The organism is Chitinophaga arvensicola (genome assembly GCF_900110835.1).
GTDB classification, from domain to species: Bacteria; Bacteroidota; Bacteroidia; order Chitinophagales; family Chitinophagaceae; genus Chitinophaga; species Chitinophaga arvensicola.
In genome coordinates, this window is the sequence record NZ_FOJG01000002.1 from 797,373 (window position 1) to 814,590 (window position 17,218).

The 17,218-nt window shown below is 49.3% G+C and carries 8 protein-coding genes; 1 reads left to right on the forward strand and 7 read right to left on the reverse strand.

Annotated elements, in window-relative coordinates; genetic code table 11:
• Positions 1–3 precede the first annotated feature (3 nt).
• The 6 genes from BMW79_RS20680 to BMW79_RS20705 all read right to left on the reverse strand — a co-directional run bounded on the left by BMW79_RS20680 (position 4) and on the right by BMW79_RS20705 (position 14,773).
• Positions 4–2,790: a family 78 glycoside hydrolase catalytic domain gene (locus BMW79_RS20680; RefSeq protein ID WP_089897661.1), complete on the reverse strand. Its 2,787-nt coding sequence runs from the start codon at positions 2,788–2,790 to the stop codon at positions 4–6.
• Between the two features lie 114 nt (positions 2,791–2,904).
• Complete coding sequence (locus BMW79_RS20685; RefSeq protein ID WP_089897663.1) at positions 2,905–4,665, reverse strand: RagB/SusD family nutrient uptake outer membrane protein; 1,761 nt, start codon at positions 4,663–4,665, stop codon at positions 2,905–2,907.
• 19 nt (positions 4,666–4,684) lie between these two features.
• Positions 4,685–7,792, reverse strand: coding sequence for a SusC/RagA family TonB-linked outer membrane protein (locus tag BMW79_RS20690; protein ID WP_089897665.1), 3,108 nt, complete (start codon positions 7,790–7,792; stop codon positions 4,685–4,687).
• Between the two features lie 37 nt (positions 7,793–7,829).
• Positions 7,830–9,722 carry a RagB/SusD family nutrient uptake outer membrane protein gene (locus BMW79_RS20695; RefSeq protein WP_089897667.1) on the reverse strand — a complete coding sequence of 631 codons (1,893 nt, stop codon included), beginning with the start codon at positions 9,720–9,722 and terminating at the stop codon, positions 7,830–7,832.
• A gap of 18 nt (positions 9,723–9,740) precedes the next feature.
• The gene (locus tag BMW79_RS20700; protein ID WP_218150392.1) at positions 9,741–12,914 is read right to left on the reverse strand and encodes a SusC/RagA family TonB-linked outer membrane protein; all 3,174 of its coding nucleotides are present in this window, start codon (positions 12,912–12,914) and stop codon (positions 9,741–9,743) included.
• 86 nt (positions 12,915–13,000) lie between these two features.
• On the reverse strand, positions 13,001–14,773 hold the full coding sequence (locus tag BMW79_RS20705; RefSeq protein ID WP_218150393.1) for a hypothetical protein: 1,773 nt from the start codon (positions 14,771–14,773) through the stop codon (positions 13,001–13,003).
• A gap of 322 nt (positions 14,774–15,095) precedes the next feature.
• Between BMW79_RS20705 and BMW79_RS20710 the strand changes: the two genes are divergently transcribed.
• Positions 15,096–16,055 (forward strand): ligand-gated ion channel, encoded by a 960-nt coding sequence (locus BMW79_RS20710; RefSeq protein WP_089897669.1) that lies wholly within the window; start codon positions 15,096–15,098, stop codon positions 16,053–16,055.
• Here BMW79_RS20710 and BMW79_RS20715 read toward each other — a convergent pair.
• On the reverse strand, positions 16,023–17,213 hold the full coding sequence (locus tag BMW79_RS20715; protein ID WP_089897671.1) for a M50 family metallopeptidase: 1,191 nt from the start codon (positions 17,211–17,213) through the stop codon (positions 16,023–16,025). The two genes, BMW79_RS20710 and BMW79_RS20715, sit on opposite strands and share 33 nt — an antisense overlap.
• Positions 17,214–17,218: the final 5 nt, after the last annotated feature.

Sequence of the window (17,218 nt, forward strand, 5' to 3'; positions counted from 1 at the left end):
AAATTATAAAGTACGCAGGCTGTATTTTCCTGCCGGTAATTCAAACAATGCAAAGCCGTTCTTCGTTCCCTTCGCTTTCATAAAACCACTCGGCTCTGTTACTCGCTGCGCCTGCTGCTGTGGCAATTCCAGTACGGCACTACAATTAGGCGGCACCGTTACCTCCAGCGACAACCCGCTACCATCGCGGCGCCAGGCCGTTTTTATTTCCCCTGCCGAAAAGGCAAAGGAAGCATGCGCCCAACTAAGCTGCGAAGCCGTCAGCAATGGCGGACGGATCACAAAATGCCGGAAACCTTTTCCTGACTGCGGATCCTGGCGGATGCCCGCTACCCCGTTGATATACCAGGCACCGGGATACAGGTAGGAACTATGCAGCAGGGAATGCCCCGGCAGATCCTTCTCCCACATTTCCCAGATAGTGGTGGCATCATTGGCCTTCATATAACCCCAACCAGGATACGTAGTTTGGGAAGTCATGCTGTAAATCAGGTCGTCTCTGCCTTCGTTGCGTAATAATTTAAACAGGATGGCGCCACCGGTGATGCCTACGTTGATGTGGCCTTTATGATTCACCAGTATCTCTTTTTCCAGTCTCGCCATCACGCTATCCCTTAAAGATGCCGGTGGCACCTCTGCCAGCAAAGCCGCTGCCAGGTTGGCCATAGAGCTATCGGAATAACTATGATCTGCCACGTTATAAAACCTATCGTTGATGGCTTTGCTGGATAAGGCTGCCTGTTGCTCCCATTGTGCGGCCTCCGTTGTTTTGCCGATCACACGCGCAATCTTCGCTGCTGTGCGCAGATTAAATACACGGTAACAATTATTCAGACAAACGGTTTGTGGCTTGTTATTATTCATTCCTTCGGCGGTAGCGCCCGGCCAGAGCCAGTCGCCCAGGAAGTCCCAGTCACCTCCGAAACGCTGAAGCAGATGATCTTTGGTCTGGGTATCCAGGAAGGACAACCAGTTTTTGATCATCTCAAAATTCCTCTCCAATACCCGGCGGTCGCCTTCCTGCTGATACAGGAACCAGGGCAGTGATACACAGATACCTCCCCAGGCCGGGCCGCCGCCACCCATATACGTAGGTGCGGTATGCGGTAGTATGCCTTTGTGAAGCGCGCGGCCGCTCATCACGCCTTTATGCGCCCAGGTAGTGTCGAACATATTGCCGACGATAGATTCTGAGCCCTGCACATCGCGCCAGTCTTCCATCCATTTCGTATAGAATGCACCGAGGTGATAATTGTACATCCCCGTTTCACAGGTGGCATGCGCATCGCCGCCATACCCGAGGCGTTCCCGCTGCGGGCAATCCACCACGTAACCACCCAGCGATAAATTTTCGTAGGTCCAGCGTACGCGGTCATAGATCCAGTTTTGCAGGGAATCGGAGCAGGCAAAGGTGCTGGCTGTTTCATAGTCCGTGCGTACCAGCCAGCCACGGATATCCTCCAGGGAGGGTTTGTATTTCAGGCCACGGATGGTGATCCAGCGGCCGGAGCTGTAATTGAAACGGTTATGGAACTCGCCTTCTCCCGAAGGGCCAATGATATACGCACTGTGCAAACTGAACGTCATATCATCTTTCGCTCTTTCGGAATACTGGAAATCAATCCGCTCGCCGGGCAGTCCTTTTACACGGACGGCAGTCCAACCCGCAAAGTTCACGCCCATGTCTACACGAAAACTTCCATCCGGTCTGGCTTCTACAGACACCGGTTTTATTTCCTTCATCACCTTATTGGGTTCTACCATCTGGGCAGATAACACCAGGTTGGGATGATAGGCGGTGGCGTTGCGCCACTTATCATCAGGCGATAATGCCTTGTCCCAGTCCGGGTTTTCGTGATTGGCATCCCAGATTTCACCCCCCATGCGGCCGAAGTCCCATACACCTGCCAGCCTGTTCGGGCTGTTCTGCGTATGCCAGGAATCATCGGTTTTAAGCAGCATTACAGGCGCCACATTGCCTTTATTATAAATAGCTGCCTGTGCTATCACGATGGGTGCTTTTGGCTTATCCGGTGTGTTATACGGCCCAAAAATGGACCAGGAAGCACCGAGCCAGAGTACCACCACATTTCTGCCCGGACGAAGCGCCGATGCAATATCATAGGCCACATACCTCGCCCTTTTGGTATGATTGGTGACTGCCGGCGCCATTACGCCGTCGCCCATCTTTTTCCCGTTTACATACAACTCATGATAGCCAACGGATGCCACAAAAATATTGGCCTTCTCCGGCGCGGCTTTCAAGTCGAACGTTTTGCGGAGCCAGGGATCAAAAATATTACACTCCTGTTTTCCGGGTTTGAAATATTCATCACTGCCAATCCAGGTAGCTTTCCAGTCGGTGGCCTGTAGCAGCCCTGTTGTCCAGGAAGCCACGTCACTCCAATCGGAGATACGGCCCTGTTCATCTTTTACGCTTACTTTCCAATAATAGGACTGATCCGACTGTAAGGGCTTTCCCTTATAGGTAATGTGCTGCATTTCATCTGAATTGACCCAGCCGGTGGACCATATGGAACCTTTATTCTCGCGCAGTTCCTGTTCTGTAACTGCCACGAGTATACGATATGCCTTCTGGCTTTGGGCATGGGCGTTGGAATCCGTGGCGGCCAGTGTCCAGCTTAAACGGGGCTGTAATTCATCAATTCCCCTGGGGTTCAGCAGGTATTCACAACGTAAACGGACCGGCAGCACGGAAGGTTTACCGGCAGCAGCAACAATGGCTGTGCCGAGTAACAGCAACAGCCAGGTGAAATACATCTTTTTCATAACTATACTATGCAGCGCTTTTTAATGAAACACTAATAGCGGCACCGGATAAACGTACAAAATGTTTTGTTACGTGCTGCCCAAAATCCGGCGCCGCCTTTCCTTTTTTGAAAATTAGTCCATCCAGCCCGGGTTCTGCCAGTTTTCGCCGGTAGACTCGAATACTTTATTGATCTCCGACTGATCGATCGGGTACAGGAGGAAACGTTCGGAGAAAGTGGCCCGGTCGGTAAACCGGAAACGTGTATACGTCAGCGTACTGCCACTCTTTGTAATACGCATACCGGTAACAAATTTATCTGTCTGATCCAGGATCTTCCAGCGGCGCACATCGAAGTAACGGTGTTCTTCAAAAGCCAGTTCCACGCTTCTTTCATTGCGGTACTTCTTTTCAAAGGCCTCTTTCGACATACCTGATGGAAATGCCGGCATACCTGCACGGGCGCGTACGGCACTCACGGCATCGCGGGCGCTCATCGAGAAATTGCCAACAGTTACAGGCGCATCGGGGCCGGCCGACTGGTACGCTGCTTCCGCAAAGTTGAGGTATAGTTCTGCCAGGCGGAACAGGCGGATAGCACCATCGGCGTCATTGTTCTGTGCGGATTTATAATTGTTGAATTTCCGGAGATAATAACCGGTACGGGTAAACGTTCTGTTCGTAGCCGATATCCCTTCTGTTCCACCAACAAACGTTTCCACTTTTTTACCATTGGGCTGATCCAGGCTACGGACAGCATTGTTATAATATATAGACGCATAGAACCGTGGATCGCGCCCTGCATAAGGATCTGCCGGGTTATAACCGGAAGCCGGGTTAATGATGGGTGATAATCTGCCCGCATCGGCATAACCGGTAACAGGTGCTTCGCCATTGGCCATCTCGTAGCGGTCTACCATCTCCTGGGTAGGACAAGGCCCCGCTTTATCCATGCCGGGTGTAGTAGGCAACCCTGCGTATTTCCAGACCTGCATTTGTCCCGCTACCTGCAGAATGGTTTCCTTATCGCGGGTACGCTGATCGTTGGAGGTGATGAAATGATAGAGCGCATAGCCATTCTGTGCAATCGTTGCCGCCGGTTTTTCATCAAATAGCTTATAGTCATTGGCCAGGCACTCCGCCAAAGCATTGGCAGTGATGGTTTTGGCCTTATCCCAGCTGTAAGTGCCGTCTGTCCACAAAGGGCTGGCAGCATAGGTCACCGCCTGTGATTGAATGGCATAGGCCACGGCTCTCGACATAATGCCATATTGGTTATCATAAATCCCCCAGGGAAAACCCACCCGGGTAGCCGGTACCATCAGTGCTGTATCGCAGTCTTTGAGAATAAAAGTGACTACTTCGCTGAAACTGGCCTTCTTATCTTTCGAAAAATTATGATCCACCAGCAGCGGCTGATCAATTAATGGTACTGCTCCGTAACGCTTGATCAGCTGCAGGTAGTACAATGCGCGCAACACATGCGCCTGTGCCACCCAGGAAGCCTTCTCTGCATCCGACGCAATCGTTTTAGATGCACCGATGTTATTAAGGAAATAATTACACTTGCGGATGCCTTCATACAGCCGGCCCCAGGGGCTTCCATCCATAGACACGTTTACATAAGTTTGTGCCGTTACACTGCCTACATACCAGTTGCTGTATTTCGAGTTGGGCGTAATGTCATCGGCATCCTGGGCCTCATCTGTATAGGACGAACGATCCATATAAGGACCCGGGCAATAGCCGTAGCAGGAATTCAGATAGCCTCTTACCCGGTCGTAATCATTAAACACCTCATTCATGGTAATGCGGCCATCACTGGGCAGATCCAGTTGCTTATTGCAGGCCGATAAACCCGCAACAGCCAATAACAGGAAGATATATTTTTTCATACCAGTAGAATTAATTTTATTAGAAACCAACGCTCACGCCTATATTATAAACTTTATAAACCGGGAAAGAAGTGTAGCCGCCACCTTCGGGGCCAAAATCATCCGATTTCATGTGGTGCCAGGTAAACAGGTTCTGTCCACTCAGCAGTACCCGGATCTTTTCCGCAGTAATGCGCCGTGCAACCGATGCCGGCAACGTATAGCCGATCTCGATATTTTTCAGCCGGATATAAGAGCGGTTGTAGCTGAAAAAGTCGTTCGCTTCCTGGCTCACAGATTTTTTCAATGACAATGCCGGATAGCTGATCGGCTCCTGGTTGGCATATCTTTCCGGAGTCCAGGCATTGGCATGCCGCGCTCCAAACACGCCATCATAGTCGGTTTCATACACACCCTGTCCGCCATAGATCGAAGAGAATTCACCGGTGCCCTGGAACAGGAAATTCAGATCAAAAGCTTTGTACCGTACACCACCACTGATAGCATATACCTGCCGTGGCAACATGCCATTTCCGATGGGCGCTTTATCCCGGTCGTCGATAATATGATCGCCATTCAGATCCTTGTAAATCAGATCTCCCACCCTGGGTTTCCCCATGCTGTAACTGAGTTTACTACTGGTAATTTCTTCCGCAGAGTTAAAGAAACCATTGCCATTGCTATAGTCTACGAGGTAACCAAATTCCTGACCGAAAGAAAAGCCTTCTTCTCTTTTGCGGTAGGCATAGTCCGCAGTTCTGTTAGCCTCGTTCCAGTTGATGATGGTATTTTTCTGGTAGCTGAACTGCCCGCACAGTGAGATATTGAGATCCCGGCTCAGGTCTTTGGTATAGTTCAGGGCAATTTCATAGCCTTTATTTTCAAAGGTGCCGGCATTCATCCGGGGATAGTTACCCAACGGAACGCCCTGGTAGAGCGGCACTTTGGACGATACGGCTACTACCATATTAGTCATCTTTTCCTTAAATACATCTACTGAAATAGTCAGCGCATGAAACAAACCGAGGTCAATACCGGCGTTGGTTTTAGTAGATACTTCCGCCTGAACATTCGGATTACCAGTCTGATTTTCTTTGATGACATATTGCAAATAGCCGATCGGGCCACCACCGCTGATCGACACATTATCCAGGTAAGCAAAACGGGCCAGGCCACTCTGGTCGTTGCCGGTTTGTCCCCAGGAAGCGCGCAGCTTCAACTGGCTGAGCCAATCCAGCGACGACATAAAATGTTCATTGGCCACTTCCCAGCCAACCGCAACTGCCGGTGTGGCAATATAGCGGGCATTCCGGGCGTATTGTTCAGAACCGGAGTAGCCTACATCCAGTTTCAGGAAGTACCGGCTATCGTAGGCATACGCGGCTTCCGCGCCTGAGCTTACCCTGTTGTAAGGCAGCAATGCCGGCGCGCCTACATCTGCTTTGGTGAGGTTCTGAAAAAACATATAGCCGAGGGCGTTAATGCTATGCTTGCCGAAGCTGCGCTGGTAGTTCAGCATTGCATTGTAGGTAAGGTGATAGTAGTAAGAATGCGATTTACCGTATGCCAGCGGGGTATTGTTTTCACTGCCTTTTCTGATAAAGGTTAATTCGTCGGGATCGTCTGTCCGCATCCAGCGTTCATAGTTCTGCGTGGTGCCCAGACTGCCTACGGAGTTGGTCTGATACGCAAAGGTACCAGTGAGACTTAACCCTTTGGTAAGAAAGCTCATGTCTACATCCAGTCCTACCTGCGAATAGATATTGGTTACGGTGTGACGGTAATACCCGGAGCGATTTAGCATGCCATACGTAGGCGCACCAACGTTTTTGGTGGTGATTACCTGTCCGCCGGGATTAATGATCTTACCGGTAGCGGGGTCTGTTACCACTGGTGTCAATGGGCCGTAGGTAGTAGGCGGCATCTGGAAGAAACTGCCATAAATGGTAGAGTTACCGGAGCCGGGAGTACGTTCCCGTTTAACGTTGCCGCTTAAACGAAGAAATGCTTTGATGTATTTGTTCAGCGTCATATCGAGGTTGGAACGGTAGTTCACCCACACGTTGTTGGCGTTGGGGTTGTATTTGGTCTGGTCTGTCTTAAACTGTCCGCCCTGGTGCATTACGTTGATATTGGAGAAGAACTGCACCTTATCACTACCCGCCGATACGTTCACGGCTACACGTTGCATCATTGCCAGATCGTTCATGTACTTTTCGTACCAGTTATTATCGGGATATAATTCTTTGTTGCTACCGTCCTTATATCCTTTCAGCTGCTCTTCAGAGAAGAGGTAGTTCTTGCCCAGTCCGTCGTTTTCTGCTGCCTGGTTTCTCATGGAGGCATAATCAAATGAATGATAGAAAGTGGGTTTGGTGGTCACTTCCTGGAACGACTGATCCATTCTTACGTTCACTTTCAGATCGCCTTTCTGTCCTCTTTTGGTGGTGACTACCAACACACCGTTGGCGCCCTGGATACCATATAAGGCCTGTGTAGAGGCATCTTTGAGTATGGAGATGGATTCAATTTCATTGGCAGAAATATATTCGAGTGTCTGGTTGCTGTTATAGGCGCACATGATGCCATCGATGATCACCAGCGGACCATTTTGCCGTGCGGAAGATATGCCCCTCACAAACAGGTTGGTATTGGCTCTGGACAGTTCTGAATACGTTTCCATGGTGGTGAGTCCGGGTAAACGGCCAGCCAACGTTTGCGTAAGATTGGCCACGGGTGATCTTTCCAGCACGTCGCCGGTTACAGTTGCCACCGCGCCGGTTACCTCCCGGCGGAGTTGCGAACTGTAGCCCAGTTGTACTACTTCATCCTGTTTATGTGCATCCGTTTGCAGGATCACCGGTGGCAGAGCGCCACCGGCCACGGACACTGACTGCCTGGCGTAACCTTTCGCATAAAAGCGCAGCTGTTCGCTGTTATCATCTACCTGTAAGGTAAAATCGCCGGCAGCATTGGTGGCTGTACCATTCCGGCCGTTCGCGGAATTAACCGTTACACCCGGCACCGGGCGGTTGTATTTATCCAGCACTTTACCCGTTACCACCACCGACACCTGTTGCGCCTGTAGCGAACCTCCCAGCAGGAAAGCGCCCATACAAATAATATAGATAGCTATTTTTGATCTCATCTGATTTGGTATTACGAAGCATTTACAAAAGGATTTCTTACCAGCCGGTGTTCTGCCAGTTAGCGCCGGTGATAGACAACAGACGGTTGGCTTCCGCCAATGGCACCGGCAACCAGAGGAAACGGTTGGTATAGTTTCTTCTTTCTGTTTCCCGGACCGGGCGGCGTTTATACGTAAACGTACCATCGGGCTTGCGGGTAATTTCCATCGCCGTTACCCATTTGCCTGTTTTGGAAAGATCACCGGTAGGTGATGTCCAGCGGCGCACATCAAAGTAGCGGTGTTCTTCCATCGCCAGCTCTACCCTTCTTTCATTGTGGATGCGCTGGATCAGCTGTGCCTTTGGCATATCAGGCAGATCGGGCATACCGGCCCTGGCGCGGATTTCATTGACTGCCGTTCTGGCTTCTCCCAGTTTATCTGCTTCTGCTGCGGCTTCTGCAAAATTGAGGATCACTTCTCCCAGCCGGAAATACTTGTAATTGGCGCCTCCTACGGGGTTATCATTACCGGAATTGGGATGTAAAAATTTGCGCTCAAAGTACCCGGTGCGCGTGGCTTTTCTCTCCGAAGGAGAAATACCGGTTTGCGGTTCTCCCAGGTAAGTAGCCACCACCCTGGTACGATTGCCGATAGGCGCAGGGTAGTTTTCGTATGACTCCTTTACTTCTGAAAAACCCCACCATGCCTTTCTTTTGCTGCCGTTGTAATAGATAGAAGCATAAAAACGGGGATCACGGTTTTCGTATGGCTTAGCCGGATTGTATTGTGTATTGGCGGTGTTATAATTAGGCTGGGTATGCTTTTCATCGAGATAAGGATTATCCGGATTCAGTATGGGCTGGCCGTTGATGGTTTCGTATGCATCTACCAGTTCCTGCGTGGGGCAGGTACCTGATTTATAACCATCCTGTGCGCCGATGCCATCAATGTTCCAGATATTGCCTTGTCCATCCCGGCTCTGGAAAATAGTTTCCTTATCTATCGGGTTATCGGCATAAGCCATTACCTGGGTGAAGTATTCATTGTATAAGGCAGTATACGGATTCTTATCCGGTCCCAGGTAAGCTTCTTCCGCGAGATAAATATGCGGCAGGTTTACCTTGTTGTACAACGCATAGCCATTGGCCCGTAAACTGGCCAGTGATGCCTTATTTACGGCGTAGGCTTCCTCCCAGTAGTTCTTCCCTTCGTTATACAAAGGACTGGCTGCAAAGAGCATCATTTTGGATTTGATGGCTTCTGCCAGTGCTTTCGTCACCCGGCCTGATTCTGCCGAGATGGTAATTCTCCAGGGCAGTTCTTCTGTAGCCAGCGCGGCATCACAATCTTCCATGATAAACTTCACCACGTTGTAGTAGCTCTCTTTTTTGAGTTTGGAGAAGTCGTCGGTGAAGTTGTGCGGCTCGCGTTCTACGGGCACTGCGGCGCCGAACCATTTCAGCAGCTCTGAATAATAATATGCCCGGAGCAGGTGGGCTTCTGCCCGCCAACGTTTGCGGTCAGTCGGGTTGCTGACGTTCGCACTATCAATGCGACTGATAAACAATGCGCAATTGCGGATAGAGGTCCAGTAACGTTCCCAGTACTTCCCGTTGCCCGCATCTGTACTGATATCCAGCGCAGGATGATTTCCGGCTGTAGCGTCGCCGTTGTACAGGCGGCCTGCCATCAATGTAGGTTCCGACTCGGCATCGGTATCCCATGCATCATCGCTCCAGGCCACGGGACCACGGCTCCAGAAAAAATAGCGGGTGCCTTTAACCGGCAGATTGGCATAACAGGTATTCAGGAAAGCGCCCACTTTCACGCTGTCTGCGAAAACATCGTTTATAGAGATCTTGCCGTCGGGCGCCATATCCAGGGCCTTTTTACACGCCCCCATAGCCAGCAGCGACAAGAGTAAACTGTATATGTATATCCTTTTCATAATTGGAATATTGTGGAATCAGAAACTAGCGTTTAAACCGAAGTTGATCATCTTTGTCACGGTATAACCAAGACTGCTGTTGGTTTCAGGGTCCAGGTGATTCATCCGTAGTTTATCCCAGGTAAAGAGATTCTGGCCGCCTACGTATACGCGGATGTTTTTCATGGCAGCCTTTTTCAGCAAGCTACCGGAGAAATTATAGGCCAGCTCTATGTTTTTGAGCCTTACAAAAGAGCGGTCCATGATAAAGAAATCATTCGGCTGATGGTTGGTAGTGGTACCGGTACTCAACCGTGGGTAGGTAATTTTATCACCATTGGCATAGCGTTCTGCGGTCCATGCGGTGCGGTGATAATCGAAATACGTGCCCTGACGCGTGTTTTCATATACACCCTGGTTGGCGTAATTACCGGAGTACTGTCCTACGCCCTGGAAGAAAACGGTGAACTCAAACCGTTTAAAGCCGGCTGATAAAGTGGCGCCATAAATCATCCCAGGGATGCTGGTATATTTAATAGGCGCCTGATCTTTATCATCCACCACGCCGTCGCCGTTCAGGTCCATGTACTTGAAATCACCTACGCGTGGGGTTCCAAAACCATAAGTAGTATGTTCGAGATATTTGTTTAACTCATCCTGTGAATTAAAGTAGCCGTTACCGTTACTATAGTCGATCCGGTATCCCCAGTTTTGTCCGAGGGCAAAACCCGTAGTGCGATAGCGGTATGCATACGATTCGCTGCTGATGGCTTCATCATTGAAGCGTACCACGTTTTTATTGTGTCCGAAGTTTCCTTTGAAATTCAATTGCCAGTTTTTACCCAGCGATTTGTTGTAATTCACTTCGATTTCATATCCTTTGTTGTCTACGATTCCCATATTGATGCGGGGAATATATTCCAGCGGAACGCCCTGCAACTGTGGCACTGTACCGCGTGTAATGAGGATATCGGAGCGGTTTTCCAGGTAGTAATCAAAGGTAATGCTCAGGTTTTTGAAGAGCTGCAGATCCAGTCCGTAGTTCTGTTTCTTCGCGGTTTCCCAGGTAATCAGCGGGTTGCCGAGCAGCTTCTGATCAACGCCTTGCCCGTTGCCCAGGCTGCCGAGCGGACCACCGCCCATGAGGATATTGCTCTGATACAGGAAACGATCAGACGTACCCATTTTGTCGTTACCTACTTCCCCATAAGAAGCTCTCAGCTTCAGATTGGTGATAACGCGGCTGTCTTTTAAAAATGCTTCATTGCTCACTGCCCAACCGGCAGATACTGCCGGAAAAAATCCGAAACGTTTGCTTGGTGCAAACTGTTCAGAGCCGTTGTATCCAAAGTTAAATTCTGCCATGTACCGGTTATCGTATGCATACGTGGCCCTGCCGGCAATACCTACTACGTTATACGGGATTTCCCCGGCAGTGGATTCCCAGTAGTCGCGCTGTGCGAGTACCATAGCACCCACGGCGTGTTTGCCCCCGAAGGTGCGGTTGTAGTTAATGCTTCCCTGCATATTGATATTATAGCGGGAGTCGGCGCCTTTCACCAGTCCTATGCGGTTTTCACCGGCGCGTTTCAATGTATAGCTCAGTTCATCAGTAGCGTAATTGATCTGTGTGAGATAAAGTTGTTCGGTTTTACTGCCCTGCATGGCCGTAGTGGATTTTGAATCGTACGACATCATTCCTTTCAGGCTGAGGCCTTTGGTGACTGTTCTGCTGAGGTCCCATTCCATTCCGAGGGTACTGTTCAGGTTAGACCGTACCTCGTTGCGGTAGCCCATCCGGTTCACCACTTCAAAAGCGGAGCGGTCGAGGTAACCTGGATCAACGATCTTACCCGGTGGCACCCCGAAACCATCGAGGGTGGTGGGGCCCGGGGTAATCGGCAAAATGGTCTGGGCCTGGTAAATGATATCGTTGATCATCCAATCGGTAGAAGAACCCGGATAAGCATTTGCCGAAGGCATGTTTACTTTTTCTATATAGGTACCGATGTTTAGAAATGCTTTGAGAGAGGGCGTCAGGCGGTAGTCGAGGTTGGATCGGAAACTATAGCGATCCATTTTAAAAGAAGGATCGTAGCCGAGTGCAGATTTGGGTTCTGTTCTCAGGTTACCGCCCTGGTGCAGGTAAGTAGCGTTGGCGAAATAGGATATTTTATCTGCACCACCGCTGAGGGCCATGTTCACGCGGGTTTGCGGCGCCGAAGGCGCTATAAAATCACGGTAATAATCATGATCGGGATACATATAATTCCGGATCATGGCCTTTCTTTCGTAGTCCGGATCTGATGGGTCCAATCCTGCCAGCGGGTTCGCATATTTGTCCATGATCGCCTGTGAAAAAGGTGGTGTGGTAATGCCATCATTTTTTGCGGCTTCATTTCTCAGCGCCATGTATTCCAGGGAATGCAGGCGGGAAGGCTCGCGGGTGAAGGAAGAGAAACTCTGATCTACACTGATATTCAGTTCTGCCCTGCCTGGCTGTCCGCGACGGGTGGTGATGAGTATCACCCCGTTTGCACCGCGCACACCGAATACGGCGGTAGCAGAGGCATCTTTGAGGATGGTCACTGTTTCCACTTCATTGGGATCGATGGTGCGGATGTTATCCCGTGGTACCCCATCAATCAGGATCAGCGGATTTTTACCATTAATGGTGCTGGCGCCGCGAAGGTACATGACGGCATCATCACGGCCTGGTTGTCCGCCGGCCGATTGTATCGATGTAAGGCCTGGTAACCGTCCCGCCAGTGCGTTGGCGATGTTTGCCGATGAGCTTTGTTTCAGCTCCCGGGCATTGACGGTTGCTACCGCGCCGGTAACAGACACCTTTTTCTGCTGACCGTAACCCACTACCACTACCTCATTCAGTTTGGCGTTGGTGGATGCCAGGCGTACGTAAATATTTGTTTTTCCATTAAGCCGGATGATGCTCCGGTTGTAGCCCAGATAGGTAACAACCAGCACGGCATCGGGGCTGGCCTGGAAGGAGAATTTTCCATCCCGGTCGGTTTGTGCGCCCTGTGTGGCGCCTTCAACTTTAATGCTGACACTGGGTAGCGGCGTGAGGTCGGCCGAATCTACCACGGTGCCTGACACAGTGATCCTGTCCTGTGCGTGGGAGTTGTAGGAACAACAAACCCCCATCAGGAGCAAACAGAGCGTTGCCCAGTGACGTTGATACATACTCTTCATAATCGTGGTCTTTTTTTAGACTTTCTGAAAGATGATTTTGGTTTGATAAAAATTTAGCTGAAGGAATTGTGCTGTTACGTGGAGTCCTATTGTTCTTCTTTAAAGAGATAGTTAAAGCGGCCGGCGGGAGCTACGTCACCATTCACGAGGAAGTCGATGATATCGCCATCCTGCTGCATATTATCCGACCATTTAAATTCAAAGTTCAGTGCATTATCCTGTGTTTGTAAGAGTTCGCGGGGAATCCGTATTTCCAGTTGGGCACCGTTATAACGGTAATCCACCTCCGCAATTTTTTCCCACTGCCATCCATTCCGGGAACGCTCTATGCTGGCCTTTTTTCCGGGGGCTGTACGGTTGATCACATAATCATATCCTTCCCATCCGGTGCGTTTATCACGGTCTGCGTCGATGAATAACCGCATCCAGCCCGGATCTGTGTGGGGTGTAAGCGGGGCGGCCGTTTGTACATAGCAGTACACGTATCTTTTATCGCGTGCAATTTTTGCAGCTACGATGTCATTGCGGCCGGTGTTGTTGGTGTAGTGTGTACCCGGGAAACCGTCCGCATCGCGGTGCAGGGTACTGCCGCGATGGGCTTTGTACAAAGGCAGTACATTGTTCCAGTCGCTAAACTTACCATCGATGAGCATATTTTTTTCGGGAGATACTTTCTCCGGCGCCGGCATGCCTTTGAACCGGCGTATATTGGCGATCAGCTGGTAGTAATAGTTATCGTGGTGACCGCCCTTCATAGGCTCAATATCGCGGCTGTTTTCGGTATCAAATTCATCGGGGAAAGCATTGGGCTGGCCTGCCCATGTTTCGTACCTGCCTGCGATCCATTCGTTCCAGCCGGTTACGAAGGCCAGTTCTACATTTTGCTGGAGCACACGGTCCCATTGTTCCTGGAAGTTGAGGCCATACTGATAAGCATCCGGCCGTGTATCATGTCCGTTCTTATCGGTATAGCTCCTGCCGAAAGCACCTTTGGCATTCATCGGATTCAGTCCGTTTGCTTTGGTCCAGTTCTGCGATACGCCTACGGTCATCTGTTCAAAGCTGCCATCCGGGTTCTTTGCAAAACCGTGCTGGGGATAAATTTCCAGCCATCCCCACTGATCATTCCGCTGTGGTCCTTTATTGTATACCGGCTGACCGGGGCGGAAAGTAAAAAACTGTTTGATGGCTTCGTTGTCGATGTTATCCGGATAAGCCATGATCAATGGTTTACCTTTCCATTGAAACCAGAGGTCTTTGTACAGGCCTGGTTTATACAGGTCGTTGTATACCTGGTTGATGGCGCTTTTGGAGCCATCGCTGGGTCCGAAGCCCATCATAAAGGCAATCTGCGGCGTACGGATACCATTTTTACGGGCTTCCGTGAATACTTCGCATAAGGTCATGTATGCCTCTTTCCATACCAGGTCGCCATTGGTACAATCAAACATGATCATGTCCACACCGGCATCTGCCAGCATTTCCGCATGTTTCCAGACTACCCATTTATCGAGATTGATATAGTATCCGAACAGGGGTTCGTTCCAGAAGTTCTGCACCTTTAATGGCCATGCCGGATGATGAAAATCGTATAATGCCTCCGGATGCAGCGCCATAAAAGCAGAGGTGTTGTGAGCGGCCAGACCCTTGCTTTGCGCGGCATGCCAGGTCCAGTAGAACATGCCTACATACCGGTCTTTTTTTTCATCACCGGTTTCGGCGTGTGTGGGAAGTTTCCGGCCTATGGCATCGGTAGCGGGCAGACCGGCAGAATAATTCACCAGTGGTTCCTGGGCAATACTCACCCCGCCTGAAAACGTCAGAAATAAAAGGAGATACCTCCAGCTTGCATATTTCATAATAGTGGAATTCTTATTTGGTTGACAGTGCCGGGTTGTTCACTTTTCACTCCGCAGATGCATAATCAATATTAAAAGTAAAATTCATCTCCCGCAACCTGCACTATCATGGCCCGTCCTGCACCATCCTGCATAAACGACGACGGAAATAACCGCTAGCATTGAGTTTCAGCGAATTGGAGCGAGCCTTACCCTAAAGGGCCTACGAAATTATCTTGTAACATCCGGCGCAGTAGTTGTATCTTTACAGGGTGACCAAACGACCGGCATCTGCATCAATAGCTGAGACATTTTTATTTCCCTGTTTATAATGTACTCCTGCATGAAAAAAGCATGGCTATTGCTATCTTGCTTCCTGTTTTTAGCATCATCCGCAAATGCACAGCAGCATTCACCTGACACCGTTCGTACAGGCATCTACGTTACCAGCATTCACGACATTGATTTTAAACAAAGCGAGTATACCATTAACCTATGGTTGTGGCTTACCTATAAAAATCCACAATTCGATTTTGCACAGAACCTGGAAGTACCACAAGCCAAAACATTTACCAAGTCCTACTCCACCATCGATTCTTCCAATGGCCGTATTTACCTGCTGATGAAACTGCAATGTGTGATGAAGGATTCGTGGAAGATCAATAACTTCCCTTTCGATCAGCAGAAACTACGCTTCTCGATTGAGAATTCACAGTTTGATTCGAAAGCCATGGTTTTCGCAGTAGATTCATCCGGAAAACACTATGATCCGCGTTTTACCTTAAGAGGATGGAACATTGACAGCTTTAAAATAGCGACTGGTATCAAGGCTTATGAAACGGCTTTTGGCGATAGCAGCCTGGCTACTCCGCACACAGAATACAGTAATTTTATGGTAAGAATTGGTATCAGCAGGGATGCCACGCAATTGTTCTGGAAGATGTTCCTGGGCATGTATGTCTCTTTCCTGATTGCCTACATCTGTTTTTATATTCATCCCGATAATATTGATTCGCGTTTTGGTCTTGGGGTGGGTTCCCTGTTTGCAGCAATTGGTAACAAGTATATCATAGATTCATCTCTCCCGGATGCTACTTCCTTTACACTGGTAGATACCCTGCATGGCATTACGCTGTTCTTTATTTTTGTAACGATTACCGCATCGGCATATTCGCTGCAACTCATCAAGGCTGGAAAGGTGAAACAGAGCAGGCGCCTGGATCTGTTGATGGCGCAGGTGGTGTTGCTGGTGTATGTTTTACTGAATGTTTTATTTGTAGCCAGGGCCTTGTATGGCAGTTGAGTTGGCAGTAGCAGTTGCAATTAGTGCTGGTAATGATTCAATCTCTCCATCCAGTTCAGCAGCTTTGTTAAAGCTCAATAATGCTGCCTCCGGCGCTCCTTTATCCAGATGATAAATACCCAAATGCAGATGTACGTATGCATGATCGGGCGTTAGCTGCAATGCGCGAAGAATATCTGCCAGGCCTTCTTCCGGCAAACCGGTTTTAACTTTTGCCAGTCCCCGTTGATTAAAGCCGTATCCGTCTTCTGGCGTCAGTTCCAGCGCTCTATCAAACAGTGGAATGGCTTCTGCATATCGCTCCAGCATATTGAAAACATATCCCAGATAAATCAGGGCGAAGACATTTTCCGGATCAAGCACCAGAGATTTCTGCAGATCGTCCAAGGCCGTGACAAAACCTTCCGTGGTTGCCAGTATAATACCACGGTTACAATAATCATCCGAGGTCAGACCACAGTAAATCTCCTTCATTTCAATGTATGACTGTCCTTTCGTATAGTCCTCCTTGTTGATACACGCAGCTACCAGGAAAGCATAAATGGTGGGGTTACCAATGCTTTTTGTACGCTGGCGTTCCAGCCGGACTATCGCTTCCTTGTAATTTCCCGCCTCGAAGAGCGCAATTCCTTCTTCTACTGCCTCATTGTATTTACGATGCCAAAGTAACTGTTTAAGGTAGTATCCATCGTTAAAAGTAATTCTTCCGTCATGCACCAAAACAGGACGATTGCCTGGTCTCAGATTAAAATAAAAGTCAAATATCGCGGAGGCAGTGAAGATTACCAGGAACAATTTTATGAAGCCATGACTATCTAACATAAAAGCCAGGTAGCTGCCCGTTACACCCAATACCAGCGAAAATAAAGGGCCACCCAACAGGAAAATGGTTCTTTGCCAGACACGCATATCTGAAGGCGAGCTCAAACAAAGACCTCCTGTAGTAAATAGATTGAAGCGGATCCATATTTCCAGCAGGCCGATCCTGAAAGATATGCTTTTACCTGTATTGCCGTATGAACCCAGGTAGATAACCGTTTTTTGACGGGTAAACAAGAGTGCCGGTAGCGCATGTCCCAGTTCATGAAACAATAAGGTAAATGGTCTTGTCAAAAACCACAGCAAAAATATCCCTAGCAAAATCAGTATAACGTCCATTAATA

Excerpts from the sequence above, each read along its gene's own strand:
- BMW79_RS20680 (WP_089897661.1), bottom strand. The coding sequence starts at position 2,790 with ATGAAAAAGATGTATTTCACCTGGCTGTTGCTGTTACTCGGCACAGCC.
- BMW79_RS20685 (WP_089897663.1), bottom strand. The coding sequence starts at position 4,665 with ATGAAAAAATATATCTTCCTGTTATTGGCTGTTGCGGGTTTATCGGCC.
- BMW79_RS20690 (WP_089897665.1), bottom strand. The coding sequence starts at position 7,792 with ATGAGATCAAAAATAGCTATCTATATTATTTGTATGGGCGCTTTCCTG.
- BMW79_RS20695 (WP_089897667.1), bottom strand. The coding sequence starts at position 9,722 with ATGAAAAGGATATACATATACAGTTTACTCTTGTCGCTGCTGGCTATG.
- BMW79_RS20700 (WP_218150392.1), bottom strand. The coding sequence starts at position 12,914 with ATGAAGAGTATGTATCAACGTCACTGGGCAACGCTCTGTTTGCTCCTG.
- BMW79_RS20705 (WP_218150393.1), bottom strand. The coding sequence starts at position 14,773 with ATGAAATATGCAAGCTGGAGGTATCTCCTTTTATTTCTGACGTTTTCA.
- BMW79_RS20710 (WP_089897669.1), top strand. The coding sequence starts at position 15,096 with ATGAAAAAAGCATGGCTATTGCTATCTTGCTTCCTGTTTTTAGCATCA.
- BMW79_RS20715 (WP_089897671.1), bottom strand. The coding sequence starts at position 17,213 with ATGGACGTTATACTGATTTTGCTAGGGATATTTTTGCTGTGGTTTTTG.